26 protein-coding genes and 1 pseudogene are annotated in these 24,187 nt (G+C 41.4%); 3 read left to right on the forward strand and 24 right to left on the reverse strand.

All coding sequences use genetic code 11. The annotated features are described in order from the left end of the window. Nucleotides 1-312: 312 nt before the first annotated feature. The 20 genes from ADI58_RS08230 to ADI58_RS08325 all read right to left on the reverse strand — a co-directional run bounded on the left by ADI58_RS08230 (nt 313) and on the right by ADI58_RS08325 (nt 19,416). Complete coding sequence (locus tag ADI58_RS08230; protein WP_049522172.1) at nt 313-2,553, reverse strand: DNA internalization-related competence protein ComEC/Rec2; 2,241 nt, start codon at nt 2,551-2,553, stop codon at nt 313-315. Then, on the reverse strand, nt 2,537-3,187 hold the full coding sequence (locus tag ADI58_RS08235) for a helix-hairpin-helix domain-containing protein (protein WP_049522173.1): 651 nt from the start codon (nt 3,185-3,187) through the stop codon (nt 2,537-2,539). The genes ADI58_RS08230 and ADI58_RS08235 overlap by 17 nt, the downstream gene beginning before the upstream one ends. A gap of 66 nt (nt 3,188-3,253) precedes the next feature. Beyond that, nucleotides 3,254-3,823, reverse strand: coding sequence for a GNAT family N-acetyltransferase (locus ADI58_RS08240; protein WP_049522174.1), 570 nt, complete (start codon nt 3,821-3,823; stop codon nt 3,254-3,256). Between the two features lie 106 nt (nt 3,824-3,929). After that, nucleotides 3,930-4,934: a PhoH family protein gene (locus ADI58_RS08245; protein ID WP_049522175.1), complete on the reverse strand. Its 1,005-nt coding sequence runs from the start codon at nt 4,932-4,934 to the stop codon at nt 3,930-3,932. Between the two features lie 84 nt (nt 4,935-5,018). Next, nucleotides 5,019-5,234 carry a YozE family protein gene (locus tag ADI58_RS08250; protein ID WP_049522176.1) on the reverse strand — a complete coding sequence of 72 codons (216 nt, stop codon included), beginning with the start codon at nt 5,232-5,234 and terminating at the stop codon, nt 5,019-5,021. 8 nt (nt 5,235-5,242) lie between these two features. Further along, the gene (gene cvfB, locus ADI58_RS08255; RefSeq protein WP_049522177.1) at nt 5,243-6,097 is read right to left on the reverse strand and encodes an RNA-binding virulence regulatory protein CvfB; all 855 of its coding nucleotides are present in this window, start codon (nt 6,095-6,097) and stop codon (nt 5,243-5,245) included. A gap of 59 nt (nt 6,098-6,156) precedes the next feature. Further along, nucleotides 6,157-6,714: a ribosome recycling factor gene (gene frr / locus ADI58_RS08260; protein WP_001262225.1), complete on the reverse strand. Its 558-nt coding sequence runs from the start codon at nt 6,712-6,714 to the stop codon at nt 6,157-6,159. Between the two features lie 20 nt (nt 6,715-6,734). Then, the gene (gene pyrH, locus ADI58_RS08265) at nt 6,735-7,460 is read right to left on the reverse strand and encodes a UMP kinase (protein ID WP_000002995.1); all 726 of its coding nucleotides are present in this window, start codon (nt 7,458-7,460) and stop codon (nt 6,735-6,737) included. A gap of 83 nt (nt 7,461-7,543) precedes the next feature. Beyond that, the gene (gene trmFO, locus ADI58_RS08270) at nt 7,544-8,878 is read right to left on the reverse strand and encodes a methylenetetrahydrofolate--tRNA-(uracil(54)-C(5))-methyltransferase (FADH(2)-oxidizing) TrmFO (protein ID WP_000083712.1); all 1,335 of its coding nucleotides are present in this window, start codon (nt 8,876-8,878) and stop codon (nt 7,544-7,546) included. 134 nt (nt 8,879-9,012) lie between these two features. Next, nucleotides 9,013-9,891 (reverse strand): 16S rRNA (cytidine(1402)-2'-O)-methyltransferase, encoded by an 879-nt coding sequence (gene rsmI / locus ADI58_RS08275; RefSeq protein WP_049522178.1) that lies wholly within the window; start codon nt 9,889-9,891, stop codon nt 9,013-9,015. Between the two features lie 2 nt (nt 9,892-9,893). Further along, nucleotides 9,894-10,211 carry a DNA replication initiation control protein YabA gene (gene yabA / locus ADI58_RS08280; RefSeq protein ID WP_000358228.1) on the reverse strand — a complete coding sequence of 106 codons (318 nt, stop codon included), beginning with the start codon at nt 10,209-10,211 and terminating at the stop codon, nt 9,894-9,896. Nucleotides 10,212-10,250: 39 nt separating this feature from the next. Next, nucleotides 10,251-11,141, reverse strand: a complete 891-nt coding sequence (locus ADI58_RS08285; RefSeq protein WP_049522179.1) for a DNA polymerase III subunit delta' — start codon at nt 11,139-11,141, stop codon at nt 10,251-10,253. Next, nucleotides 11,138-11,776 (reverse strand): dTMP kinase, encoded by a 639-nt coding sequence (gene tmk / locus ADI58_RS08290; protein WP_049522181.1) that lies wholly within the window; start codon nt 11,774-11,776, stop codon nt 11,138-11,140. Before tmk ends, ADI58_RS08285 begins: the two co-directional genes overlap by 4 nt. 227 nt (nt 11,777-12,003) lie before the next feature. Next, entirely contained in the window at nt 12,004-12,801 is a 798-nt protein-coding gene (gene proC, locus ADI58_RS08295) for a pyrroline-5-carboxylate reductase (RefSeq protein ID WP_049522183.1), read from the reverse strand. Nucleotides 12,802-12,804: 3 nt separating this feature from the next. After that, nucleotides 12,805-14,067: a glutamate-5-semialdehyde dehydrogenase gene (locus ADI58_RS08300; RefSeq protein WP_049522185.1), complete on the reverse strand. Its 1,263-nt coding sequence runs from the start codon at nt 14,065-14,067 to the stop codon at nt 12,805-12,807. Between the two features lie 9 nt (nt 14,068-14,076). After that, nucleotides 14,077-15,186, reverse strand: a complete 1,110-nt coding sequence (proB, locus tag ADI58_RS08305) for a glutamate 5-kinase (protein ID WP_049522187.1) — start codon at nt 15,184-15,186, stop codon at nt 14,077-14,079. 133 nt (nt 15,187-15,319) lie between these two features. Further along, the gene (gene cbpE / locus ADI58_RS08310) at nt 15,320-17,170 is read right to left on the reverse strand and encodes a phosphorylcholine esterase CbpE (RefSeq protein ID WP_049522189.1); all 1,851 of its coding nucleotides are present in this window, start codon (nt 17,168-17,170) and stop codon (nt 15,320-15,322) included. Nucleotides 17,171-17,172: 2 nt separating this feature from the next. Beyond that, a complete protein-coding gene (locus ADI58_RS08315; protein ID WP_049522190.1) occupies nt 17,173-18,060 on the reverse strand; it encodes an RluA family pseudouridine synthase in 888 nt (295 codons plus the stop codon). Beyond that, nucleotides 18,050-18,511, reverse strand: coding sequence for a signal peptidase II (gene lspA, locus ADI58_RS08320; RefSeq protein ID WP_049522191.1), 462 nt, complete (start codon nt 18,509-18,511; stop codon nt 18,050-18,052). Before lspA ends, ADI58_RS08315 begins: the two co-directional genes overlap by 11 nt. Beyond that, on the reverse strand, nt 18,508-19,416 hold the full coding sequence (locus ADI58_RS08325) for a LysR family transcriptional regulator (protein ID WP_001025694.1): 909 nt from the start codon (nt 19,414-19,416) through the stop codon (nt 18,508-18,510). The genes lspA and ADI58_RS08325 overlap by 4 nt, the downstream gene beginning before the upstream one ends. Between ADI58_RS08325 and ADI58_RS11575 the strand changes: the two are divergent. Next, a pseudogene (locus ADI58_RS11575) lies at nt 19,409-19,480 on the forward strand (AraC family transcriptional regulator); the annotation flags it as partial. The gene ADI58_RS08325 and the pseudogene ADI58_RS11575 sit on opposite strands and share 8 nt — an antisense overlap. A gap of 167 nt (nt 19,481-19,647) precedes the next feature. Here ADI58_RS11575 and rpmA read toward each other — a convergent pair. The 4 genes from rpmA to ADI58_RS08345 all read right to left on the reverse strand — a co-directional run bounded on the left by rpmA (nt 19,648) and on the right by ADI58_RS08345 (nt 21,611). Next, the gene (rpmA, locus tag ADI58_RS08330) at nt 19,648-19,941 is read right to left on the reverse strand and encodes a 50S ribosomal protein L27 (protein ID WP_000916509.1); all 294 of its coding nucleotides are present in this window, start codon (nt 19,939-19,941) and stop codon (nt 19,648-19,650) included. Between the two features lie 16 nt (nt 19,942-19,957). Continuing rightward, nucleotides 19,958-20,302 carry a ribosomal-processing cysteine protease Prp gene (locus ADI58_RS08335; RefSeq protein ID WP_000613699.1) on the reverse strand — a complete coding sequence of 115 codons (345 nt, stop codon included), beginning with the start codon at nt 20,300-20,302 and terminating at the stop codon, nt 19,958-19,960. Nucleotides 20,303-20,317: 15 nt separating this feature from the next. Beyond that, entirely contained in the window at nt 20,318-20,632 is a 315-nt protein-coding gene (gene rplU / locus ADI58_RS08340; protein ID WP_000109141.1) for a 50S ribosomal protein L21, read from the reverse strand. Nucleotides 20,633-20,906: 274 nt separating this feature from the next. Further along, nucleotides 20,907-21,611 (reverse strand): YoaK family protein, encoded by a 705-nt coding sequence (locus ADI58_RS08345; protein WP_080982513.1) that lies wholly within the window; start codon nt 21,609-21,611, stop codon nt 20,907-20,909. Between the two features lie 141 nt (nt 21,612-21,752). Between ADI58_RS08345 and ADI58_RS08350 the strand changes: the two genes are divergently transcribed. Together ADI58_RS08350 and ADI58_RS08355 are read left to right on the forward strand one after the other, a co-directional pair. Beyond that, a complete protein-coding gene (locus ADI58_RS08350; protein ID WP_049522192.1) occupies nt 21,753-22,730 on the forward strand; it encodes a Gfo/Idh/MocA family protein in 978 nt (325 codons plus the stop codon). Next, nucleotides 22,727-23,809 carry a DEAD/DEAH box helicase gene (locus ADI58_RS08355; RefSeq protein ID WP_049522195.1) on the forward strand — a complete coding sequence of 361 codons (1,083 nt, stop codon included), beginning with the start codon at nt 22,727-22,729 and terminating at the stop codon, nt 23,807-23,809. The genes ADI58_RS08350 and ADI58_RS08355 overlap by 4 nt, the downstream gene beginning before the upstream one ends. Nucleotides 23,810-24,187: the final 378 nt, after the last annotated feature.

The raw sequence follows: 24,187 nt of genomic DNA on the forward strand, positions 1-24,187 counted from the left end.
TGTAATAATTTATATCTCTAAAAAATCGTAATTTAACCACCATCAACGCTATACTCATCATATCTATCATAACGAGACTGTGATAGTTCGTACTATACTTTCCAATCATACCGATAAGTTTTAAGAACGCTCACAGCAGACATACTGGACTGAAAAGGACCAATAGATCATAAACTAACTAATTAAACGGTTTTTGCTAATTTTTAATGGTTTTATATCATTAATATTGAAGACGCTTTCATTATATCGTTTTTATCATTATTATGCAACAGATTTCTAGTTTATTTTACTAATATATAATATTTGTCCTTCCTATCGAACACTTTCGATTTTCCAACTATTCCACCCCTTAAAGCGTATAGCTCCTTGCTGGTCAGTTCGGTAAACTTTGCTATTGATAGTTTCCAGTCGTATCAAGGTTTCCTGATGGGGGAGTTTCGTTCGATTATTCTTTCCAACTGAAATGAGAGTGAACTCTGGTTTGAGTTTTTCTAGAAAGGCTGAACTTAATGATTTTTTAGAGCCATGTTGGCTAGCTTTCAAAACATCCACTTTCAAGTCTGGATAGTGCTTCAGCAAGTCCTTCTCTCCTTTTTCCTCCAAATTTCCAGTGAAGAGGAAGTGCTTATCCAATAGTTTCCCATAAAGAACCAGGGAATCCTCATGACCTCCATCTCCAATTTTCCTTGGAGATAGTACTTCTATCTGACTTCCGAAAATTAGCACATTTTCCCCTTCTGCCACACTACGCACCTTGATTTGAGTTTCTTGTAGTTCTGCCACAAATTCCTTCTGTTTCAAACTGCCTTTGGACACTAAAATTTCGCCTACATGGAAAGCCTTGGTCACCTCCAACAAATCTCCAACATGCTCCTTGTCCGTATTTGTCAAAATCAGCTGGTCAATTTTGGCTACTCCTCTACTTTTTAGATAAGGAATCAAGGTTCGCTGGGCATTGCTGGTTATCGCCTTTTCTTGCCATTTTTCAATTTTCTTATCAGATTCTGCCTTACCGCCCACATCTATGAGAATAGTCTTACCAGTTACATCCCTTAGGAAAATACTTTCGCCTTGCCCCACATCCAGCATGGTAATTTCATTTTCCAGTGGATGCTTGGTAAGGAAAAAGAGACCTGTAATCAATAAACTCAATACTATTATCCTTTTAATGTTTTTCCTCAAATCATAAACTAAAGCCAAGGAAATTAACAATAAAATTAAAAGCCATGCATTGGGTTGTCCAAAGACTAGAGGCCTACTTGCCACCTGCGATACCAGGCGAATAATGCCCTCCAACCATTCAAAAATAAAATTCAGCTGAATGACTGGATAGAGAAAGGAAAGGGCAAATAAGATAGACAAGAGCGGTAAGAAGACCAAGTCAAATAGAAAGGAAAAGACGAAGGTCAAAAGGATGGACCAAGGTTGAAATTCCGCAAAATAGACGGACAGAATGGGCAATATGCCCAAGGAGATGACTAGACTTTCTCTAGCAACAGCCTTGAGCCCCTCTCCTTCTTTACTAGTCATGGTCAAGATAAAAGCATAAGCGCAGGACAAGACTCCTCCTGCTGTCAAGAAAAAGTTGGGCATGATGATAAAGAGGATAAGGACCGTCAAGGCAAAATTATCCAAACCCTTAACACCATGTTGAGCCAGTAACTTTTGTAAGAGACTGCGAATAACCGATGCTGAAAATCCTGTCAGCCCTGCATAGATAAGGGAAAAGGGATAGGTCAGCCATTTCAACTTTTCTTGGGTCAAGCCCAATCGTAAGAGAAGTTTCTTAAATCCATCCATGAAAAAACCTACCTGCATGCCAGACAGGGCAAAGAGGTGGATAATTCCTAGACTAGAATAAAGCTCATTCATCTCCTCAAAATCTGTGTCCAGATGTCCTAGCAAAATCCCTGTCATGTAATTGCGCATAGGGGCTGGAAAATGCGTCTTAATCCAAACTACAGCCTTACGGCGTAAACTGGACAGGTTTTCACCTATATCCCAACTGCTAACCTTTTGAAGTGACTGGATTTTTTTGATATTGAGAGTCTGGTAAATTCCCTGAGTCTTCAGATAGGCTTGATAGTCAAAGCCACCAAAATTTCTCTGCCTTTCTGGCTCTGAAAGTTTTCCTTCTAGTTCCAAATCATGAAGGGCTGTTAAAGCTTGAAATTGTTCTTTCTCCTCCTCGGACTGGAGTTTATAATAGACTTGAAAAATGCGTCCATCAGCCTTGCCACGAAAGGATAGACTATCACCATTAACTTTGATGGTATCTGGTAAAATCCGTACCCTTTCAACAGAATCCGCCAAATTTTGACTTGCTTGACTCTGTTGCCAATTTTGAAACAGAAACCAAAAGCCAAAGACTCCGCAAATCATTAGAACTTTACCAGCCGATTTCCAAGGAAATTGGAAAAAGAGACAGACTAGCAGAAAAACAAAGCCCAACAAAGCAAGATAGGATGCTGAGAAAATAGCGTAGTAAAGCCAAAGTAACAGAAAACTCAGGTAAATTAGGGGAAGGGGGAAATTCTTAATCCACTGTAACATAGTCTTTTAGCTTTTCTATGGTCTTGGCACCAATACCAGAGACTTTCTTGAGTTCATCAACCGACTTAAATTTCCCATTTGCCTCACGATGGTCGATAATGTCCTGAGCTCGTTTTCCTCCCAGTCCCTTGACCTGCTTGAGTTCTTCCAGACTGGCCTTGTTGAGATTGACCTTCTTGTCCTTGCTTGTTGAAGAAGCCGCTCCAGAACCAGTATGTTGACTAGCTGATTCTTCTCCCTTAGTAGGAACGTAAACCAGAGCCTCGTCATTAACTTTCTGAGCTAGATTGAGCGACTTGCTATCTGCTTGCTCTGTCAAGCCACCAGCCTTCTGAACAGCATCATTGACCCGACTACCTACAGGCAAATCATAAATCCCTGGTGATTTGACAGCACCTTTCACATCTACTGTGATTAGATCTTGTTCAAGGGATTCTTCCTTTTCTTCCTTCTTCACATCCTTTTCGGATACCGAATCCTTGGAAACTGCTGCAACTTCTGCCTGCAAATTCGTTTCCTTGACAGGTGTTTGTGGAGCTGGTTTTAGCAGGAAAAATCCGCCGACAAGCAAGCCCAGACAAGTACAGATGACAATGATTTTATACTCTTTAATTTTCTCGATAATTGCTTCCATATTTTCTCCTCTCTTAGATTATTCGTAAGAGGAAGAAAAAACAGTCGAAAATTTCTTTTCAACTGCTTATTTATTTGCAAAATAGTCTTCCTTGGTCAAGACATAATGAACTCTTGTCACGATTCGGCCTTCTTCATGCTGGTCCATACAAGCATAAGCTTCTTCGTGGGAAAAACGCATTCCTGATTTCTCCATGACCTTTCCTGACGCAGGATTATCCTTATCGTGAAGAGCAACTAACTTGTTCATTCCTATTTTCTCAAAAACTAGCTTAATTACGGCACGATTAGCTTCTGTCGTCAATCCTTGATTCCAATACTTTTTATTGATAATGTAGCCAATAGCTGCCTTCTTAAGAACAGGATCAATCTTGTGCAAGTCAATGGTTCCAATAAATTTGCCATTGCTTTTTAGTTCTATTCCCCAGCGTCCCAAGGGATTGGTCAAGTAGAACTGAGCAATGTTATTCTTGGTTTCTTCCAAGCTTTGATTGGTTAGAAAAGTGTAACGTGTATTATCCTTGTCCGAGGCATAGTCAAACATTGCTTCCGCATCATCCAAGGTTACAGGTCTAAGCAATAAACGCTCTGTCTCCACTATTGGATACTGAGCTAGTTTTAAAAAGATTGATTCCATAGGATTCCACCACTTGAAAAGTTTCTAACCAAGATAAGGATATTGAATGAAATATTTAAAAAGCAAATTTATACTTGGTATTGAGATAATTTTAAGTACAAAAGAACTATCCTTCAGACAGAGGTTGAGACTCTAATTCTTCACTCTCTGCCTTTTTCACTGGAGCTGGTTCATAAGCTCGGATAATCTGAGCGACAACAGGATGGCGAACCACATCCTTGGCTGAAAAATGAACAAAGTCAATCTGATGGATATTCTTGAGTTTCTCTTGAGCATCAATCAAACCTGACTTGACGTTACGTGGAAGGTCAATCTGACTGATATCTCCATTGACAATCATCTTAGAATGAAAACCTAAACGAGTCAAGAACATCTTCATCTGCATGATGGTCGTATTTTGCGCCTCATCGAGAATGACAAAGGCATCATCCAAGGTTCGTCCACGCATGTAGGCAAGAGGTGCAATCTCAATGATTTCTCGCTCCATGAGACGAGTCGTTTGGTCTTTTCCCAGAATCTGATACAAGGCATCATAAACAGGTCGAAGGTAAGGATCTACCTTCTCCTTGAGATCACCCGGAAGAAAACCTAGACTCTCTCCTGCTTCCACCGCTGGACGTGTCAAGATAATCCGCTTGACCTGCCCACGTTTAAGGGCAGTCACTGCCAATGTCACTGCAAGGAAGGTCTTCCCTGTACCTGCTGGCCCAATTCCAAAGGTCACATCGTGCTGTTTAACACTGTCCACATAAAGTTTTTGACCCAGTGTTTTGACACGGATAGGCTTCCCTGTATTGTCCTTGATAATTTCTTCTTCGTAAAGGGCGACAAACTTATCAATTTCATCGTTTTTGACCATGCTAATTGCAGTCACCACATCTGGCGTACCAACGGTCATCCCACGGTTCACCAAGACCATCAAAGCTTGGATAACCTGACGAGCTTCCTCGCAAGCAGACTCTTCTCCCAAAACCTGGACAATCTCCGTACGAGCATGAATCACCACATCGAGCTCTTCTTCCATCAAACGAAGATGGCGTTCATTGGAACCAAAAAGATGAAACAGATCATCTGGATGACTCAGTTGAATGTCTATTGAATGTTCCTTCAAATAAAGAACCTCTCTAATCCTTTTATTTCTTTTTATTATAGCAAAGGGGTGGAGAAATTACTAGCCCAAACCCAGTGAATCATGCTAGTGTTCTAAGTATTCTTGCCAGATAGCGTCAAATTCCCCTAGGTTGAAAGAGAAACTAGCGTGCTCCTCCAAAAAGCGACTGACCTCATCAAAATCATCTGTATGTTTTGGGAAAGTTGATTCTTCAAAGGCTAGGTCTGCTAGGAAAGCTTTGGGACTGTTACTTTTAGGATTGCGCTCGGTCATGAGCCAAGTGTAAAATGATTTTCTCATAAGTCACCCTAGATCAACTCTGTCCCAAACTGGTCTTGCTTGATTTTACCAGCCTTCATCAAGCCACCAAGTGCTTTCTTGAACTGACCTTTAGAAATGCCAAAGGTTGCCTTGATATCGTCTGGAGATGACTTATCATTTAAGGTCATGAAACCGCCATTGCTTTCCAAATAAGTCAAAATCATCTGGGCATCATTTTCCAACATTTCAAAAGAACGTGGTTTGAGGGAGAGGTTCAAGGTACGGTCCACTTCACGAAAACCAATGACACGCGCATCTAGAACTTGACCCAAACGTGGTTCTGCATAGCGCTCGCTAGGATGGATAAAGCCAAGCATGTTATTTTCTGGCAGGTAAACAAAAGTCCCTGACAGCTTGAGGCGGTAAACAATGGCTGGCCAGTTTTGGTTCTGCATGTTGTTGTAGGCAGGACGAGCCAGACGTTGGAAGTCTTCTTGATAAGCCAAGAGGCCCCAGATACGGTCTTTCTTGTCCACTTCAAGACGGATGTAGAGTTGGTCGCCCTTCTTAGGCCAGAGTTCCTTGAGTTCAGGGAGAATATCGAGTGACACAACGATTTCCTTGTCAGGAAGGCCTGTATCCACAAAGACACCCAAGTCTTTACGAACTTCCGTTACAGTTCCCCAACCAAATTGGTCCTGAGTGGCACTCACTTGTAAGGTTGTCAGGCGGAGTTTTTGCTTCATATCCGTGTAGGCAAAACCTTTGACCGTATCCCCTACTGTATGTTGACCTTCTTCCTTAGCAAGAGCATAGGTTTGACCATCCTTTTGCACAAAGTAAAAACGGTCGTTTTCATCGATGATCAGTCCAACGATAAAACTTGCAAGATTTGTATTCATATTTCCTTCTTTCGAATAAAACTCAGCCAGCAATGCCAACTGAGTTTTTCTGTTTATTTTTAGACTTCCAAAAGTTCTTTCTCTTTGTTGGCAGTCATGTCGTCGATGTGTTTAACAGCATCGTCTGTTACTTTTTGAATATCTTTTTCAAGAGTCTTCAATTCGTCTTCAGTGATTTCTTTTGCTTTTTCTTGTTTCTTAGCTTCGTCCATAGCATCGCGACGGATATTGCGGACAGCCACTTTAGCATTCTCACCGACCTTCTTCACTTCTTTAGCAAGGTCACGACGAGTTTCTTCTGTAAGAGCTGGGATAACCAAGCGAATCACAGAACCGTCATTAGCTGGTGTGATACCAAGATCAGAAGCGTTCAAGGCACGTTCGATGTCTTTCAATGAAGATTTGTCAAATGGTGTCACCAACAAAACACGCGCTTCTGGAATCGTAATTGAAGCGATTTGGTTAAGAGGAGTTTCTACTCCGTAGTATTCTACATGTACACGGTCAAGCAAGCTTGCATTGGCACGGCCAGCACGGATACCACCAAATTCACGAGCAAGTGATTGGTGAGACTGGGTCATTCTCTCTTTAGCTTTTTCAATAATTGCGTTAGCCATAATCTTTCTTATTCCTTTTCTTAGATATTATTTGAAACTGTTGTTCCGATATTTTCACCAAATACGACACGTTTGATGTTGCCTGGTTGGTTCATGTTGAAGACAACCAAGTCAATGTCGTTATCCATTGAGAGGGTTGAAGCTGTTGAGTCCATGATACGAAGACCTTTATTGATAACGTCACGGTGGGTCAATTCTTCAAATTTAACAGCTGTCTTGTCCTTCTTAGGATCAGCATTGTAAACACCATCTACGCCATTTTTAGCCATGAGGATGGCGTCTGCTTCGATTTCAGCTGCACGAAGGGCCGCTGTTGTATCGGTTGAGAAGTAAGGTGAACCAATTCCAGCACCAAAGATAACGATACGGCCTTTTTCAAGGTGACGAAGGGCACGTCCACGGACATAAGGCTCTGCCACTTGTTGCATAGCAATAGCTGTTTGCACACGTGTATCAACCCCAACTTGTTGCAATGAATCTGCCATCACAAGAGCATTCATAACAGTCCCAAGCATTCCTGTGTAATCTGCCTGAACGCGGTCCATACCTGCTTCTGCAGCAGGTTCTCCACGCCAGAGATTTCCTCCACCAATAACAAGGGCAATTTCGATACCTAAGCTATGAACTTCTTGAATCTCTTTTGCGATTGTTTGAACTGTTTGGATATCAATCCCTACGCCACGTTCACCGGCAAGGGCTTCACCTGATAACTTGATTAAAATACGTTTATACTTGGGATTCGCCATTTTCACTCTCCTTCTTTTATCCTACCTATTTTATCACAAATTCTAAGATTTTTATAGTATCATGAGCAATTCTTTGAAAAAAATTAGACCGTTAAAAATTCCTCTAAGTCAGAAAGGGCACGCTCTGCAATTTTTTCATAACGAGCCTTCTTATCACGAATACGCTCGCCTTCCAACTCCTTGATAATTCCGAAATTGACATTCATTGGTTGGAAATGTTTGCTGTCAGCATGGGTGATGTAATGAGCTAGACTTCCAATCGCCGTCGTCTCTGGGAAAATAGCTTGGCTTTCTCCCTTGAAAAGACGAGCTGCGTTAATTCCCGCAACCAAGCCTGAAGCAGCTGACTCTACATAGCCTTCTACACCCGTCATCTGACCAGCAAAGAAGAGATTTGGTTGTTTCTTAGAACGGTAAGTCTGTTCAAGAAGATTTGGTGAATCCATATAAGAATTGCGGTGCATGACACCATAGCGAACAAACTCAGCGTTTTCAAGACCTGGAATCATTTGGAAGACACGCTTTTGTTCTCCCCATTTGAGGTGGGTCTGGAAACCAACAATATTATAGAGGCTACCAGCTGCATTGTCCTGACGAAGCTGAACCACCGCATAAGGTGTTTTGAATTCTCCATCACGAGGTCCTGTGTAGTCGTCCGGATACTCCAAACCGACTGGTTTCATAGGACCATAAAGCATAGTTTTAATGCCACGTTTGGCCATAACTTCGATAGGCATACAACCTTCAAAGTACTTTTCTTTTTCGAAAGAATTGAGCGGTGCTTCTTCCGCATTAACCAAGGCTTCATGGAAATCCATAAATTCTTGCTTGGTCATTGGAGCATTGAGGTAGGCTGCTTCTCCCTTATCATAACGAGATTTGAGATAGACCTTGCTCATATCGATAGTGTTGACGTCGATAATAGGGGCTGCCGCATCGTAGAAATAGAAACCATCACCGTCATTAAGGGCATGAATCTTTTCAGCCAAGGCATCGCTAGTCAAAGGACCAGTAGCGACAACTGTGATTACATCAGTTGGTAATTCTGTAATTTCATCACGAACGACTTCAATCAAGGGATGGTTGGCAACTTTTTCGGTTACCATTTGGGAGAAACCATCACGGTCCACCGCAAGCGCACCACCTGCAGGAACACGGGTAGCTTCAGCAGATTCCAAGATAACAGAACCCAAGCGACGCATTTCTTCCTTGAGGAGCCCAACAGCATTTGTCAGGGCATCCCCACGAAGAGAATTGGAACAAACTAACTCTGCAAAATTGTCTGTTTTGTGCTGAGGTGTTGACTTGACACCACGCATTTCATAAAGTTTAACTGGAATACCACGTTCTGCAATTTGGTAGGCTGCTTCAGAACCTGCCAAACCAGCACCGATAACATTGATATAAGATTGAGACACGACACTAATACCTCTTTGGGTGGAACCTCAGTCCGTATTCAAACAAGCTACTGGACTGTTTGACACCCACAAATCTTTCTATTTTTTTCTTCTACTAGTATAACAAAAAAAGGGAAGAAGGCAAACTTCCCTGTTTAGTCATTTTCTTGGTTTTCTTCCCATTCATGGTAGGCTGCGTAAAGCTGACTTTTATTCCACTGGTAAATCTTAGCGACTTCCTTGATAGCTTGATTTTTCTTCATACCTTGCTGAATACGGGCTTGGATTTCTAAAAACAAGTCCTCCTCGTCCTTTTCTTCCACATCCTGACTGGCACCTTCAACGATGAGAAGGCATTCACCCTTAAGTGGCGTTTCAGCAATGCTTTCTAATAACTCGGAAATGATACCGCGTTGGTATTCTTCATAGATTTTAGTCAATTCCCTGACCAAGACGACCGAGCGGTCACCATAGACTTCTAGCATATTTTCTAACGTATCTGCCACACGATGGGGCGATTCATAGAAAATCTGAGTTTCAGGATAGTCTTTTTTCGAGTCGAAAAATTGCTTTTGCTGACCTGATTTTCTCGGTAAAAAGCCGTAAAAGATATGTGGCTGTGGCGCTAAACCACTGGCAATCAAGGCAGAAATCCCTGCAGAGGCACCCGGAACGGTGACAACTGCAATCTCTTCCTCAATCGCTGCCTTGACTAAATCATGCCCAGGGTCTGAGATGCTAGGCAGACCTGCATCAGAGACCTGAGCAATACTTTGTCCTGCTTTCAGGAAACCAATCAAATCAGAAATTTTTTCCTTGGCATTGTGCTCATGAAAACTAATCTGCTTGGTGGAAATATCAAAATGCTTGAGCAAAAGCCCTGTATTGCGCGTGTCCTCAGCAGCAATCCAGTCAGCTTCTTTCAAGGTCTGGATAGCTCGAAAGGTCATATCATCTAGATTGCCAATCGGCGTTGCCACTAGGTACAGCTTGCCATAGGGAGACTGCCCCTTAAAACTTTTTTGAATCTGCATGCCTACTCCCTGTACAACAACTCATCACAGAACATACACTCCTCGTCCTGCTCTCGACGTTGTCCATAAAAATCATTACATACGTGAAATCCATCCCGGTAAATGCGACGGACACTTTCACGAACATGCTTAGCCTTGACAGGAGCATCTGCTTCCACCTCACCCAAGCGTTCTCGCAACTTACTATTTTCCAAGCGAAGAGCTGTATTTTCTTCTACTAGGCTCTTGAGATTTTTCTTGATGGCTTCCACATCGGCCAAGGTTACCAATAACTGTTGGGAAAAATCATCCAGCGCGTCAAATAATTCTTTTTTGTCCATAAAACAGCCCTTTCCTTTCTTTATCATTCATTTTTGAGTTTATATTTCTTTCAAAGCCAGATATTCCATGGCATTTTGAAAGCTAACATTGGCTTGCCACATTTTTCTAGCTTCTAGCAAATCTTGTAAAATCACTCTTACTCTTGCTTGTAGGATATCTTGCCCACAGAGGACTTCAAGAATCCGTAAAACCTGATCTTGTTTTTCCTTGTCATCTGCCAAGCTAGCTAATTTGGCTACTTGCAAATAACTTTCTTTTTTCTTAGCTACTAACCAAGTCAGCAGGCGTTCACTTTCATCGACCAATGTCCAAAAGCCTGCCTGATTAGCCAACTTTTCTGCTTCAGCTCGCGATTGAGCAAACTGGGCTAAAAGAGTTGCTTTTTTCTTGACCAGACCTGCTTGTTCTAATTGATGGATGAGTTTTTCTTCTTGCTTTTTAAAGTGGAAAATCTGGGTCCGACTTCGGATGGTCGGTAAAATCTTTTCTTCATCGCTTGTCAAGAAGAAAATATAAACCTCACTCTGGGGTTCTTCGATGACCTTGAGCAGAGAATTGGCTGCGTTGGGGTGCATCTTCTCAGCTTGCTCGATAATAAAGACCTGCTGCTGGCTTTCAATCCCTGCTTGAGAAAACTGTCCCACCAATTCCCGAATGCGTTCTGTCTTGATGACCTGATTTACTGGCTTAATCAAAGTGACATCGGGAAATTCTCCCTGTTCAATCAGCTTACAATTTCGGCATTTCTCACATGGTAAAACACCTACTTTATCTGTACAAAAGAGGCTCTTAGCTAAAAATTGCGCCATTTCCAAGCTTCCAAAGAAACCTGAAAAGAGGTAGGCATGATTGAGCTGGTCTTGTTCTAGGATACGGACAAAGAGGTCAAACTGATCTGGTTGCCAATCTTTTAGTTGATCTTGTTTCATTTAATCAAGCCCATTCTATCAAACAAGACAGCCTTGGTAGTTTCCACAACTTGCTCCAATGGAAGACTCGCATCAATCTTGACTATGCGATTTCCTTCTTTGTCCAGAAGAGAAAGGTAGCCTTGACGAACTTTTTTATGCAAGTCCAACCCTTCCAAGTCCAAACGATTGACCTCACGATTGCTATTAGCAGCAATGCGAGCTAGTCCTTCTTCCACCTCGATGTCAAAATAGAGTGTCAAATCAGGTTTGAGTCCATCTGTCGCAAAGTGATTGAGCCAATCAATGGCGTCAATATCCAAGCCACGACCAAATCCCTGATATGCAAGAGAACTATCGATGAAGCGGTCCATAATGACCAACTTGCCAGCTTCAAGTGCTGGAAGAACTTTTTCCACCAAGTGCTGTCTGCGACTAGCAATATAAAGAAGCAACTCTGTCTTCGCATCCATCTGAGTATGACTTGGATCCAGAATCACTTCCCGAATCTTCTCCCCAATCAAGACTCCGCCAGGTTCACGGGTCGTCAGCACCTCTACTCCTTTTTCCTCGAAAATTGGGAGCAGAGCCTCTAAAACACTGGTCTTGCCTGCTCCCTCTGGTCCCTCAAGAGAGACTAAAAATCCTTTTGACATGTCTAACTCATTTCTTTTTTACTACTTCTATTCTATCAAAAAAATAGGGGTTTGTGACAATCTTTTTGCTTCTCATTTCATACTCAATAAAAATCAAAGAGCCAACTAGGAAGCTAGCCGCAGGTTGCTAAAAACACTGTTTTGAGGTTGCAGATGGAAGCTGACGCAGTTTGAAGAGATTTTCGAAGAGTATCAACCACCATAAAAGAGGCAGACAAATCCACCTCTTATTTACCAAGTTTTTTAGTTCGTTTGTAGGCTTTAGTGACTGCCTCCATGACCGTTCCTCGAAAAGCATGCGCTTCTAGGCTTGCTACACCAGCAATAGTCGAACCTCCTGGGCTACAAACTTGATCTTTTAAGACCCCAGGATGCTCTTGGCTTTCTAGGAGCAATTGCCCAGCTCCTACCACAGTTTGAGCCGCCATTTTCAATGCTGTTTCTCTTGGTAATCCCGTCTGAACGCCCGCATCTGCCAAAGCCTCGATAAAAAGATAGACAAAGGCCGGTCCACAGCCTGCAAGACCTGTTGCTGCGTCGATTAAGCCTTCTCCCAGTTCAACCAAGAGACCAGCCTTGGATAAAAGCTGACAAAATAGCTCACTGTCCTCAGCCCTGCAATTAGGAGACAAGGCATAACTAATCACTCCTTGTCCGATAGAAGCAGGGGTATTTGGCATCATACGAATAATTCTGTGTTGATTTGGAAGAAGACTAGCGAGTTTTTCCAAGGTCAATCCAGCTGCCATGGAAATCAAAAGAAGACTTTCTCTTTTTTCAAGGATGGTCTGATATTGAGAAAGTAAGTCTGAGAACTGAGCTGGCTTAACACCTAGAAAAATCACATCTGCTTCTGCAAAGATTTCTTCATTGCTAGAAGCCTGACCGCCAAAGTCGGCAATGAAAGCATCCACCTTAGCTTGACTACGATTGGCAAGGAGAATGTCATCACCCGTCTTAGCCTGCAAAACAGACTTGGCCAAGCTAGCACCCATATTCCCCAAACCGATAAATCCAATCTTCATCTCTTACTCCCTTATCTGTCCGTCACCCGTAACCACATACTTGTAGCTAGTCAACTCTTTCAAGCCCATGGGACCACGCGCGTGCAGTTTCTGAGTAGAAATTCCCATTTCACATCCAAGACCAAATTGGCCACCATCTGTGAAACGAGTTGAGGCATTAACATAGACAGCTGCAGAGTCCACTTGATCTGTAAAGTAAGCTGCAGCTTCAGCATTTTCAGTTACAATGGCATCCGAATGATGGGTACTGTGAGCCTCAATATGGGCAACAGCTTCTTCTAAACTGCTCACAACCTTAACAGCTAATACATAGTCTAAAAACTCGGTGTCAAAGTCTTGTGCTTCAGTCGCTCGACCTGAAACAAACTGACTTGCTGTGCTATCTACACGGAATTGAATTGGCTCCAGTCCAGCTTCCTTGCGCTCTGCAACTAGAACTTGCTCTAAGCGAGGAAGGAAGCTTGCTGCCTTGGCTTCATGAACAAGTAGAACCTCCATAGCATTGCAGACAGAAGGACGACTGGTTTTGGCATTATTGATGATAGACAGAGCCTTATCTTCGTCTGCATCCTTATCTACATAGACATGGACAATCCCAGTCCCTGTCTCGATAACAGGTACGATAGCATTTTCAACAACTGCATTGATCAAACCAGCTCCTCCACGAGGAATGAGAAGGTCTAGATAGCCTTTTGCCTTCATCATAGCATAACTACTTTCACGGCTAGTATCTTCCACCAGTTGAATCACATCTGGGTGAATAGTAGTCGTCTCCAAGCCCTTCTTCAAAGCTGTGACAATAGCATGAGCTGTTTGATAGGCATCCTTACCACTACGAAGAACAACCGCATTCCCACTCTTGAGAGCCAAAGCAGCTGCATCAGACGTCACATTTGGACGGCTTTCATAGATAATACCGATGACTCCCATAGCCACACGTTTTTTGGTGATAACCAAGCCATTTTCAAGCTGATTGGTTTCTAAAACTTCACCGATTGGATCTGGTAAAGAAACCACTTCACGAATACCAGTTGCCATCGCTTCTATACGACCTGCATCCAAATAAAGACGATCCAGCATCACATCTGAGATTTTACCCTTTGCCGCTTCCATATCGAGGGCATTTGCCGCTAAAATCTCCTCAGTAGCTGCTAATAAGTGATCAGCCATGGCTAGCAAGGCTTGGTTTTTCACTTCTTCACTAGCTGTATTGATCGATTTTTTAACAGTCTGTACCTGTTCAAATTGTTCTTGTGTACTTACCATAGTTTACCTCTAAAATTCTGTAAAGAGTAGTTGGATTTCAGGAGTAATGGAAATCCAGTCATCACGGTGAATCAAGACACCCTTGGCTTTTTGAGAACGCAACATATCCTCCAAAGCAGATGCTCCAAATTGCACGCGTCCTTTTCCAAGTGATTTTCCACTTTCCTTGTCAAATACTGTCACTATATCACCGTAAGAAAAGGCACCTTCTGCATCAACAACACCAGATAAGAGAAGACTCTTTCCATGTTGAGAGAGAGCTTCAGCAGCCCCTTTATCAACCCAAATAGAACCTTGACTCTGAGCATAAAAGGCCAGCCATTGTTTCTGGGTACGGAGACCTTTTTCCTCTGCAACAAAGTAGGAACCATCCTTGGTTTCCTCAGCCGCCTCAATCATGGCATCTGCCTTCAAGGATGAGCAAATATAAACAGGAACTCCTGATTCTGTCGCAATAGTTGCAGCCTTGATTTTTGTTAACATGCCCCCTGTACCATTAGACGAACCTGCTCCACCGGCCATATCAATAATCTCACGATTGATAGTCTCGATTTTCTCCAAGCGTTTGGCTCTTGGGTCTGAATTAGGATTTCCAGTATAAAGACCGTCCACATCTGTCAAGAGGACCAAAAGGTCTGCTTGGACCATGGCAGCTACCTGTGCACTTAGAGTATCATTATCCCCAACCTTGAGCTCATCAATAACGACACTGTCATTCTCATTGATGATAGGAATCGCGCCACGGCTAAGTAGAACTGACAAAGCCTGATGGGCATTTTTATAACGGCGCTTATCCACAAAATCATCCTGGGTCAGCAAGATTTGTGCAGAAACGATTTGGCGCAAGAGAAGGTTGGTCGTGTACTCTTCCAACAAAAGGCCTTGCCCTACCGCTGCTGAAGCCTGTTTATCAGCAATCTTAGTCGGACGCTTTTTAAATCCTAAGGCCCCAAAACCTGCAGCAATGGCACCTGACGACACTAAAATCAATTCATGACCAGCCTCGTGTAACATAGCCAACTGCTGGGTAATAGCCTTTACCTTACTACGTGATAAACTTCCATCCTCATTTGTCAGAGAGGAAGTCCCCACCTTAAAGACAATCCGTTTGTATTTCATAGTCTCACTCCGATTCTTCATATTTATCCATTATAACATGAATGGCAGGAAATAGAAAAGAGTTGATAGGAAAAAGAAGGCCCTAAAACCTTCTTTTTTACTACTGTTCTGATTCCGATTTGTTTGCACTCGTTTAAGAGCTTTGTGAAGTTGAAGAAGTCAAATCTTGACTAGTTGAAGAACTTGTAACACTTTCATGTTGACTCGTTTCTTTATTTTCAAGATTTTTTGTCCCTACTTCATTGGATTTTTTTATTTCTGAATGACTTGTAACTCTAGTTGTAGCAGATTTCTCTACCGGAACATCCACTAACCAGGCACCACTTGAATCAACAGTATAGCCTTCTGGTGTCTTACCGTTCACAAGCAATTGACCATTTTCTTTCAAGAAGTACCATTTATCCTTGTCTTTAATCCAACCAACAGCTCGTGAACCATCTTCCTTGTAGAAATACCAATCATTTGCCTTTTTAAGCCAACCTTGCTTCATAGCTCCTGATTCTTCTAGATAGTAATGATGACCAGAAACTTCTATCTCGCCTGTCTTCATGATACCAGTAGAATCCATATAGTACCAGGTTTCTTTATCTTTTACCCAGCCCGTTTTCATTTCCCCTGATGGAGCAAAATAATACCATTGCCCCTTATATTGAAGCCAACCTGTCTTCATAGAGCCATCGTTTGATAAATAATAGGACTGACCTCCAGTATTTACCCAACCAATTTCCATCTGATTTTCTTTGTTGAAATAATACCAGATTCCATCAATTTTCTTCCAATTTTTAGCAGAAGCACCAGAGTCTGTCAAATAGAACCAATGATTGTTCCATTTTTTCCATTGATTCTGTAACAAGATACCCGTTTGGTTAAAGTAATACCATTCACCTTCGATTTCATTCCAACCTACTTCATACTCTCCTGTAGAATCAGGTGCTTGATACCACCAATTCCCATATGCACTCTTATGCCAACCAGCTTGAAAACTTGGAATCGGCTTGTAGGATGTTGAAATATTGACAAACCCATCTTGTCGAATCTCAAAAACTGTAGCATCATAGTCTTTGCTGGCTGCGTTGATTCTCTCAATTCCTCGTTCTTTAAGCCAATTGACATACTCACTATCAACACCATTTTTCCAAGGTAAACTATCCGAGGTTTGAACAATCAAACTCGGACTCAAATGTTTAATGAAATCCTTGGTGTTTGATTTATTGGTATCACGGTGATGGTTAAACTTCATCAAATCAACTTTTCCAATGAGAGGACCATACTTGTCTTCTGCTCCATGAACATTATCTAAGTCGCCCCCAAGGTAAATTTTCTTACCATTGACTTTTACCACGCTAATCAAGGAATTGGAATTGTCATCCCAAATTTTCTTTAATTCACCCGACGAATCAGTTTCATTTTCATAATTATAGAGCTGAATGTCCATGTCCCCAAACTGAAAATGAGCATCCCCTTGTGTGATATTTTGAATAACTGAAACACCTTTTTCTGCGGCAGTCTGTAAAACCTTATCGTAGCCATACAGATTATCCCATAGACGTTCAGAATTAGTAATACGATTATCACTATATTTTTTAAGATAGACTCGGTCAACTGGATAGGTAGACAGTAATTCATCAACATTTCCAATATGATCACTGTGTGTATGGGTCACCAAAATAAAATCAAGTTTTTGAACACCCAATTCCTTCAAACGACGAAAGACACGGTCTGTTAGAACATGCTTATAAGACGTTTCAATTCCTTCTCTCCATGGATAGCGAGAATCACTTCCATCTGGGAAATCATAATCTTCTCCTGTATCAATCATGGCAAAATGTCCATTGCTTTCAAGAATAATCGCATCACTGCCACCTTCTTGAACATTGATAAAGTGAATTTTATTTCCTGAACTTTCTTGAGCTTGAACATTCCCATACCATGACAAACCTAAAAAAGCGCCTGCAAGTGCTAAACTAATCAATTTCTTTTTCATTCTTACTTCCTTAATCTCTCCAAAGTTTCCTTAAATATCTCTGGGATATCTGCTGTAAATTCCAAGGTCTCACCTGTTCTCGGATGAGTAAACCCTAGAGTCTTGGCATGAAGAAATTGCCCATGCCCTTTCAAAGTCTTGCGTGGACCATAGACTTCATCACCAGCGACTGGATGACCAATATAAGCCATGTGGACACGGATTTGATGGGTACGCCCTGTCTCTAGCTGCAACTCCACTAAGCTATAATCGCCAAAGCGTTCCAAGACGTGGAAACGAGTCACTGCAGGCTTCCCTTTAGCCGTTACAGCCTGTTTCTTACGGTCTTTTTCACTACGGCCAATCGGGGCTTCAATCACACCACGATCATTAGGCAGATTTCCATGAACAATCGCCCAATATTTACGGAGAGACTTTTTATCCTTGAGTTCTTGGGCAAGTGCTAGATGCGCCTCATCGTTTTTAGCAATCATGAGAAGGCCTGACGTATCTTTATCAATACGGTGAACAATTCCTGGACGCAGAACCCCATTGATACCCGATAAGTCCTTAATATGATACATAAGGGCATTTACCAGAGTTCCACTAATATGACCAGCACTCGGATGCACAACCATCCCCTGAGGTTTATTAACAACGGCCACATCCTCATCTTGGTAGATGATTTCTAGTGGAAGATTCTCAGGCACATACTCTAAAACCTCTGGCTCTGGTACATGGTAAGTGACGATATCACCCTCTTGAACTGTGTATTTAGCTTTCTTGACTTGGCCATTGACCCAGACCTGACCTGATTTGATTTGTTCATTCGCGAGACTGCGTGATAATTCTGTCAAATCCGACAAAGCCTTATCCAAACGCAGACCACCAGTTTCAATTTTAATTTCCATTTATTTCCTCTTTTAGCATTGCAATCAATAAAATAATCACTCCAACCGTCAGATAGCTATCTGCCACATTGAAAATTGCAAAGTTGATAAAGTCAAGGTGAAACATATCCACAACAAAGCCCTGACTGATCCTGTCAATAAAGTTCCCAAGACCACCTGCGATAATCAAGGTCAAACCCAAGACCATCCAGAGTGAGTCCTCCATGTGTTTATGTAGATACCAAATGGCACCTACCACGACGACCAGAGTAATGATAGCAAATAACAACTGCTGATCTTGTAACATCGAAAAGGCTGCCCCTCGATTTTGCAGGTAGGTCAAGCTAACGAAATTAGGAACCCAAGAGCGCACTTCACCCAGTGGAATCTGCCAGACGATATAGGATTTTACCAACTGATCCAGCGCAATCAAAAGCAATACAATAACTGCCACTATTCCTCTTTTTTTCATGATTTCCTCTTCTGATTAAAATATTCTTGCATGACTTCTACGAAAAGAGTTCCAGCCTGACTAAGCTCCACTTCCTCACGTTTAACATAGACCATGCGATTATCTAGGTTATCCTTGAGACGAATAACTGTAATGCCATTAACACTATCACTATCTAAAAATCCGGAACCTGTTGCATAGGCGTCCGTCCGCTCCAAAATACCATTCAAAGTAGCACGGTCTGTCACATTAAACATCTGTGAACTAGCACTGGTATCGACAAAGTTCTCTGAATAATAAAGGTACTCGTCTTTTTCTTGAGTGAAACGAACCGTTGGTAGATCAGCTAAATCCTCCATGACCAATTCCTCTTTCTGGGCTAAAGGATGCCCTTCACGAAGATAAATGTGGGTATGAAAGGGAATTAATTCAATGACCTCCAGACCTAGCTTTTCAACCCGTTGCATGATCCCTTTTTTATTTTGATTGTTGAGGTAGATAATCCCAATCTCACTATGCCCTTGCGCTACTTCATCTAAGATTTGAACAGTAGTCGATTCAAAAATACGGAAGTTCTTATAGTCAGGATAACGCTCTGAAAAAGCCGTAATGGTTGGTGGTAAGAAATCATAGTGCTGGCTAGCAATGGAAAATTCATCTTTTTCTTCTTCAGGATTGGCATACTGATTTTGAAAAATATCAAATCCTTTAACCAATTCTTGCGCTTTTTCATAGAATTCCATACCACGACGAGTCAAGAAAGTTCCTGAGCTGGTTCGACGGAAAATCTTAAAGCCCAACTCTTTTTCCAAATCACGAACAGAAATGGACAGACTCGGCTGACTAACATACATCTTTTCAGCAGCTTCACGGAAAGTACCACTATTGGCAATGGCAACAACATAGCGTAATTGTTGAATGTTCATCTTCTACCCCCAACTTCTTTATCTTTTTATTATACCATATTTTAGAAGTTTTCCATCGAAGAAAAATAATGTCACTCATAAAATTCATCTACACTAAGAACGAAAAAATCATGGGTACCAAAACAAAAAAAACAGGCTCTCCGAAAACTCGGAAAGCCTTATTTAATGCTACTTCTAGCTTCCTCGCCTTTACATTTCAAGGCTCGGGATAAAAAGGTTCACTGGACCTTTTTATTTAGCGATTGGGTAAACAGAAACTTGTTTTTTATCGCGTCCTTTACGTTCAAAGCGTACTACGCCTTCAACTTTAGCGAACAAAGTATCGTCTCCACCACGTCCAACGTTTACACCTGGATAGATGTGTGTACCACGTTGACGGTAAAGGATTGATCCACCTGTTACAGTTTGTCCGTCAGCTGCTTTAGCTCCAAGACGTTTCGCTTGTGAATCACGTCCGTTTGATGTAGAACCTCCACCTTTTTTGTGGGCGAAAAGTTGCAAGTTGTTAAGAGTCATTTTTAACATAATGTTTTCCTCCGTGTTAGTTTTCTGTGATAACTCTGGTTTGGACGAACTCAGAAGAGTTCTCCGATAAGTTTGCCATACCTAAGAAAAATGATTCAAAGAATAACTGGGTCATTTCTCTCTGGTGTGAAGGAAGATCTTTTGGAATTTCAACCATCAGATAGCCACCTTCATCTTCGTTTAATTCTAGGATTGGTTCATAGCCTGCAAATTTCTCAATTGAATTGATAAAGTTAATGGCAAGCGTAGAAACCGATGCACACACGACATCTAAGCCGTATTCGCCACTCTCGGCGTGTCCAGTAATTTCCGCACTCCTCAGCTCGCCATCTTCGGCTCTCTCAAAGACTGCTTGTATCATGTGTTCTCCTTAAAATTAAGCGTTAATTGCGTTGATGACAACTTTTGTATATGGTTGACGGTGACCTTGTTTACGGTGGCTACCTTTTTTAGGTTTGTACTTGTAAGTAACAACTTTCTTTTGTTTTCCTTGTTTTTCAACAGTTCCAACTACAGTAGCTCCAGCAACAAGTGGAGTTCCGACAACAGTGTTTTCACCACCAACAAGAACAACTTCGTTAAAAGTAACTTCTTGACCAGCTTCAACGTTCAATTTTTCAACGTAAACTGCTTGACCAACTTCAACTTTAACTTGTTTTCCGCCAGTTTTGATAATTGCGTATGTGCTCATTATGCACCTCCTATGATTTTTATGGGTTTCCCCGAATTTTTTGTGAAGACTCGCCTAGCATCGTGGGACGAACCACTTAAAAGAAGAGCTCTAAGTATAAGAAAGAATAAACTAGGAATTGAGCCGAAGGCATAACTTATGTTAGGCAAGGCGACAATGACGAAGTTTAAATTTGTTATACGACGAGCGACGATGTTCGTGCGGTTGCACAGGAATGTGCATAGTCAACTCTTCAAGTATAGCATATCTCCTATTTTCTTACAAGTAATAACACCTAAAATGAAGCTTTTTCTTTTACTTTTTTCTGCCAAGAGGCTAAAAGCATGCTAATGTAAAAAATGCTCATCATAATAGGAACACCAAGAATGGTCTTTTCATGATAGAAAATCGTCAAATAAGCTGAAAAGACAACGCCAAGGACAAAACTACTAAGCAGGCTAACAAAGATAATCCCTTCACGTAAAAAAGGAGTGTGCTTGGTTCTGAAATAATCTCCAAAAGCCAGCATGGTCCGTTTGATATTCCCTGTCATAAAAGCGTTATTATAGGCAATACCCGACACTTCTCCAAAAGCAGTTGTCACCAGTCCCATACAGAAAGCCAAGGGCGGCACTAGATAGATATTATCTACAGTTTGCGGCACAAAACCAATAATGATTGATAAGATTGCCAAAGGAATCAATGACAGAATGGGCTTTTTCACAATTCTAAATTTTTCCTTATAAATCGTTAGTAAAAAGACCCCCATCATAAAAGCTAGCAAGGTCATTACTTTAGCACTGGCATCTGACACATTGTGTTGAATGAGTCCCACTGATAGAAAGACGACATTCCCAGTTTGTCCAGCCACAAGAGTGTTCCCTCGCACAATAAACGTATAGGCATCTACATATCCTGCACAAAAAGTCAAAAAAAGCGCTAGTCTCTTAGACTGACGTGATATTTTTCTTATAGGTAATAGCCTCATTTTTCCTCCCATTTCATTTACTCATCTCATTATTGTACCACTTTCTTTGGGAAAGTCCTAGTAGCTTATTTTAAAATTTTTACCCTCTGTTGGATAGTCTCGTCTATCTATGTTATAATGAAAGAAGGATTTAAAATCGGAAAAGGAGTATCTATGCTTAAATTAGGTATCATTGGTACTGGCGCTATCAGCCACCACTTCATAGAGGCAGCCCATGCTAGTGGAAAATACCAGCTGGTCGCAGTCTATTCTAGAAAACTAGAAACTGCCGCAACCTTTGCTTCTCGCTATCAGAATATCCAACTCTTTGATCAAGTAGAGGACTTCTTCAAGAGCTCCTTTGATGTGGTCTATATTGCTAGCCCAAACTCCTTGCATTTTGCTCAGGCAAAAGCTGCATTGTCTGCAGGTAAACATGTCATTCTTGAAAAGCCAGCTGTCACTCAGCCACAAGAATGGCTGGATTTAATTCAAACAGCTAAGAAAAATCACTGTTTTATCTTTGAAGCAGCTCGTAATTACCATGAGAAAGCTTTCACTATCATCAAAAACTTTTTAGCAGATAAGCAAGTGTTAGGAGCAGATCTCAACTATGCCAAGTATTCTTCTAAGATGCCTGACTTGTTGGCTGGGGAGACACCAAATGTCTTTTCAGACCATTTTGCTGGTGGAGCTCTTATGGATTTGGGGATTTATCCTCTCTACGCTGCCGTTCGTCTCTTTGGAAAAGCTAAGGATGCAACCTATCAGGCTCAACAGCTTGACAATAACATTGACCTAAATGGTGACGGAATCCTCTTCTACCCCGACTATCAAGTTCATATCAAGGCTGGGAAAAACATTACTTCCAATCTTCCTTGCGAGATTTATACGACAGATGGAACCTTGACCCTCAACACTATCGAACATGTCAGCTCGGCTATTTTTACCGACCATCAAGGCAATCAAATCCAACTCCCTATCCAACAGGCTCCTCATACGATGACTGAGGAAGTCGGTGCATTTGCACACATGATCCAGAAACCAGATCTGAATCTCTACCAAACTTGGCTAGAAGATGCAAGTTCAGTTCATGAGCTACTATATACTATGCGCCAGACTGCTGGCATTAGATTTGAGGCAGAAAAATGAAAAACAAACTACCGACTGAATGGCAAGAACTGAGTGACCAACTCGGTTTCCAAGAATTCACCCCCATTCAAACTCAACTATTTGAGCCCCTTCTTGCTGGAGAAAACCTCCTAGGAGTGAGCCCGACAGGAACTGGTAAGACCCTAGCTTACCTCCTACCAAGTCTTCTCAGACTACAAAAGAAAAAAGCCCAACAACTCTTGATTCTAGCACCAAATACAGAACTTGCTGGACAGATTTTTGATGTATGTAAAACGTGGGCTGAAGCTATCAGCTTGACAGCCCAACTCTTCTTATCAGGTTCGAGTCAAAAACGTCAAATTGAACGACTCAAAAAAGGACCAGAAATTCTGATTGGAACCCCTGGCCGTATCTTTGAACTGATTAAATTGAAAAAAATCAAGATGATGAATGTGGAAACCATCATCCTGGATGAATTCGACCAATTACTAGATGATTCTCAGATACACTTTGTCGAGAAAATTACTCACTACGCACCTCGTGACCACCAACTTGTCTATATGAGTGCGACAACCAAGTTTGACCAAAAGAAGATTGCGCCTAACACACGTACCATTGATCTCTCTGACCAAAAATTGGACAACATCCAGCACTTCTACATGCAGGTAGATCAACGTCACCGAGTGGATATGCTACGAAAACTGGCTCATGTAGAGGATTTCCGAGGTCTTGTCTTCTTTAACAGCCTATCAGACCTTGGAAGTGCAGAAGAAAAACTACAGTATCGGGATATCTTGGCTGTTTCCCTCGCTAGTGATGTCAATGTCAAATTTAGAAAAGTCATCTTAGAAAAGTTTAAAGACAAGCAACTAACCCTGCTTCTTGCAACTGACCTTTTGGCTCGTGGAATTGATATCGATAGCCTCGAATGTGTCGTAAACTTTGATGTTCCTAGAGATAGCGAAACCTACACTCACCGTGCTGGCCGTACTGGTCGTATGGGCAAGGAAGGTTACGTTATCACTCTCGTCACTCATCCAGAAGAAATCAAAAAACTTAAGAAGTTTGCAAGTGTACGAGAAATTGTCCTAAAAAATCAAGAACTCTATGTAAAATAAAGCCCTCATTGAGGCTGGGCAAAAAGTCTTTAAAATCAAAAACGCATAATATCAGGTATTGAACCTTGATATTATGCGTTTTATTGTGGGAAATTTTACTTCATTTTCTCCTAAAATTGAGTTTTTATCTAGCCTCTTTTTTGTAAAACTACATAAGATTCGTAGTAAAAAAACTCTCCAACTATTTTATTATACCATATAAATTAATAAATAAATAGACTTGTTTTTTTATTTTTTTGACGTATACTAATAATAGAAAACGCTTAAAATTAAATAAAAGGAGATTTTATGAGGAAAGTAAATAAGGACATTTTATTCTTAACCGGAATCATAGTTTTATGTTTTGGTTTTTTATTATTTCACATCAACCCCTATTAT

The organism is Streptococcus mitis (assembly GCF_001074635.1).
GTDB classification, from domain to species: domain Bacteria; phylum Bacillota; class Bacilli; order Lactobacillales; family Streptococcaceae; genus Streptococcus; species Streptococcus mitis_E.

Bases quoted from the DNA above. Each gene is read 5' to 3' on its own strand.
- ADI58_RS08230 (WP_049522172.1), bottom strand. From the start codon at position 2,553: ATGTTACAGTGGATTAAGAATTTCCCCCTTCCCCTAATTTACCTGAGT.
- ADI58_RS08235 (WP_049522173.1), bottom strand. From the start codon at position 3,187: ATGGAAGCAATTATCGAGAAAATTAAAGAGTATAAAATCATTGTCATC.
- ADI58_RS08240 (WP_049522174.1), bottom strand. From the start codon at position 3,823: ATGGAATCAATCTTTTTAAAACTAGCTCAGTATCCAATAGTGGAGACA.
- ADI58_RS08250 (WP_049522176.1), bottom strand. From the start codon at position 5,234: ATGAGAAAATCATTTTACACTTGGCTCATGACCGAGCGCAATCCTAAA.
- cvfB (WP_049522177.1), bottom strand. From the start codon at position 6,097: ATGAATACAAATCTTGCAAGTTTTATCGTTGGACTGATCATCGATGAA.
- frr (WP_001262225.1), bottom strand. From the start codon at position 6,714: ATGGCTAACGCAATTATTGAAAAAGCTAAAGAGAGAATGACCCAGTCT.
- pyrH (WP_000002995.1), bottom strand. From the start codon at position 7,460: ATGGCGAATCCCAAGTATAAACGTATTTTAATCAAGTTATCAGGTGAA.
- rsmI (WP_049522178.1), bottom strand. From the start codon at position 9,891: ATGCAGATTCAAAAAAGTTTTAAGGGGCAGTCTCCCTATGGCAAGCTG.
- yabA (WP_000358228.1), bottom strand. From the start codon at position 10,211: ATGGACAAAAAAGAATTATTTGACGCGCTGGATGATTTTTCCCAACAG.
- ADI58_RS08285 (WP_049522179.1), bottom strand. From the start codon at position 11,141: ATGAAACAAGATCAACTAAAAGATTGGCAACCAGATCAGTTTGACCTC.
- tmk (WP_049522181.1), bottom strand. From the start codon at position 11,776: ATGTCAAAAGGATTTTTAGTCTCTCTTGAGGGACCAGAGGGAGCAGGC.
- proC (WP_049522183.1), bottom strand. From the start codon at position 12,801: ATGAAGATTGGATTTATCGGTTTGGGGAATATGGGTGCTAGCTTGGCC.
- ADI58_RS08300 (WP_049522185.1), bottom strand. From the start codon at position 14,067: ATGGTAAGTACACAAGAACAATTTGAACAGGTACAGACTGTTAAAAAA.
- proB (WP_049522187.1), bottom strand. From the start codon at position 15,186: ATGAAATACAAACGGATTGTCTTTAAGGTGGGGACTTCCTCTCTGACA.
- cbpE (WP_049522189.1), bottom strand. From the start codon at position 17,170: ATGAAAAAGAAATTGATTAGTTTAGCACTTGCAGGCGCTTTTTTAGGT.
- ADI58_RS08315 (WP_049522190.1), bottom strand. From the start codon at position 18,060: ATGGAAATTAAAATTGAAACTGGTGGTCTGCGTTTGGATAAGGCTTTG.
- lspA (WP_049522191.1), bottom strand. From the start codon at position 18,511: ATGAAAAAAAGAGGAATAGTGGCAGTTATTGTATTGCTTTTGATTGCG.
- ADI58_RS08325 (WP_001025694.1), bottom strand. From the start codon at position 19,416: ATGAACATTCAACAATTACGCTATGTTGTTGCCATTGCCAATAGTGGT.
- rpmA (WP_000916509.1), bottom strand. From the start codon at position 19,941: ATGTTAAAAATGACTCTTAACAACTTGCAACTTTTCGCCCACAAAAAA.
- ADI58_RS08335 (WP_000613699.1), bottom strand. From the start codon at position 20,302: ATGATACAAGCAGTCTTTGAGAGAGCCGAAGATGGCGAGCTGAGGAGT.
- rplU (WP_000109141.1), bottom strand. From the start codon at position 20,632: ATGAGCACATACGCAATTATCAAAACTGGCGGAAAACAAGTTAAAGTT.
- ADI58_RS08345 (WP_080982513.1), bottom strand. From the start codon at position 21,611: ATGGGAGGAAAAATGAGGCTATTACCTATAAGAAAAATATCACGTCAG.
- ADI58_RS08350 (WP_049522192.1), top strand. From the start codon at position 21,753: ATGCTTAAATTAGGTATCATTGGTACTGGCGCTATCAGCCACCACTTC.
- ADI58_RS08355 (WP_049522195.1), top strand. From the start codon at position 22,727: ATGAAAAACAAACTACCGACTGAATGGCAAGAACTGAGTGACCAACTC.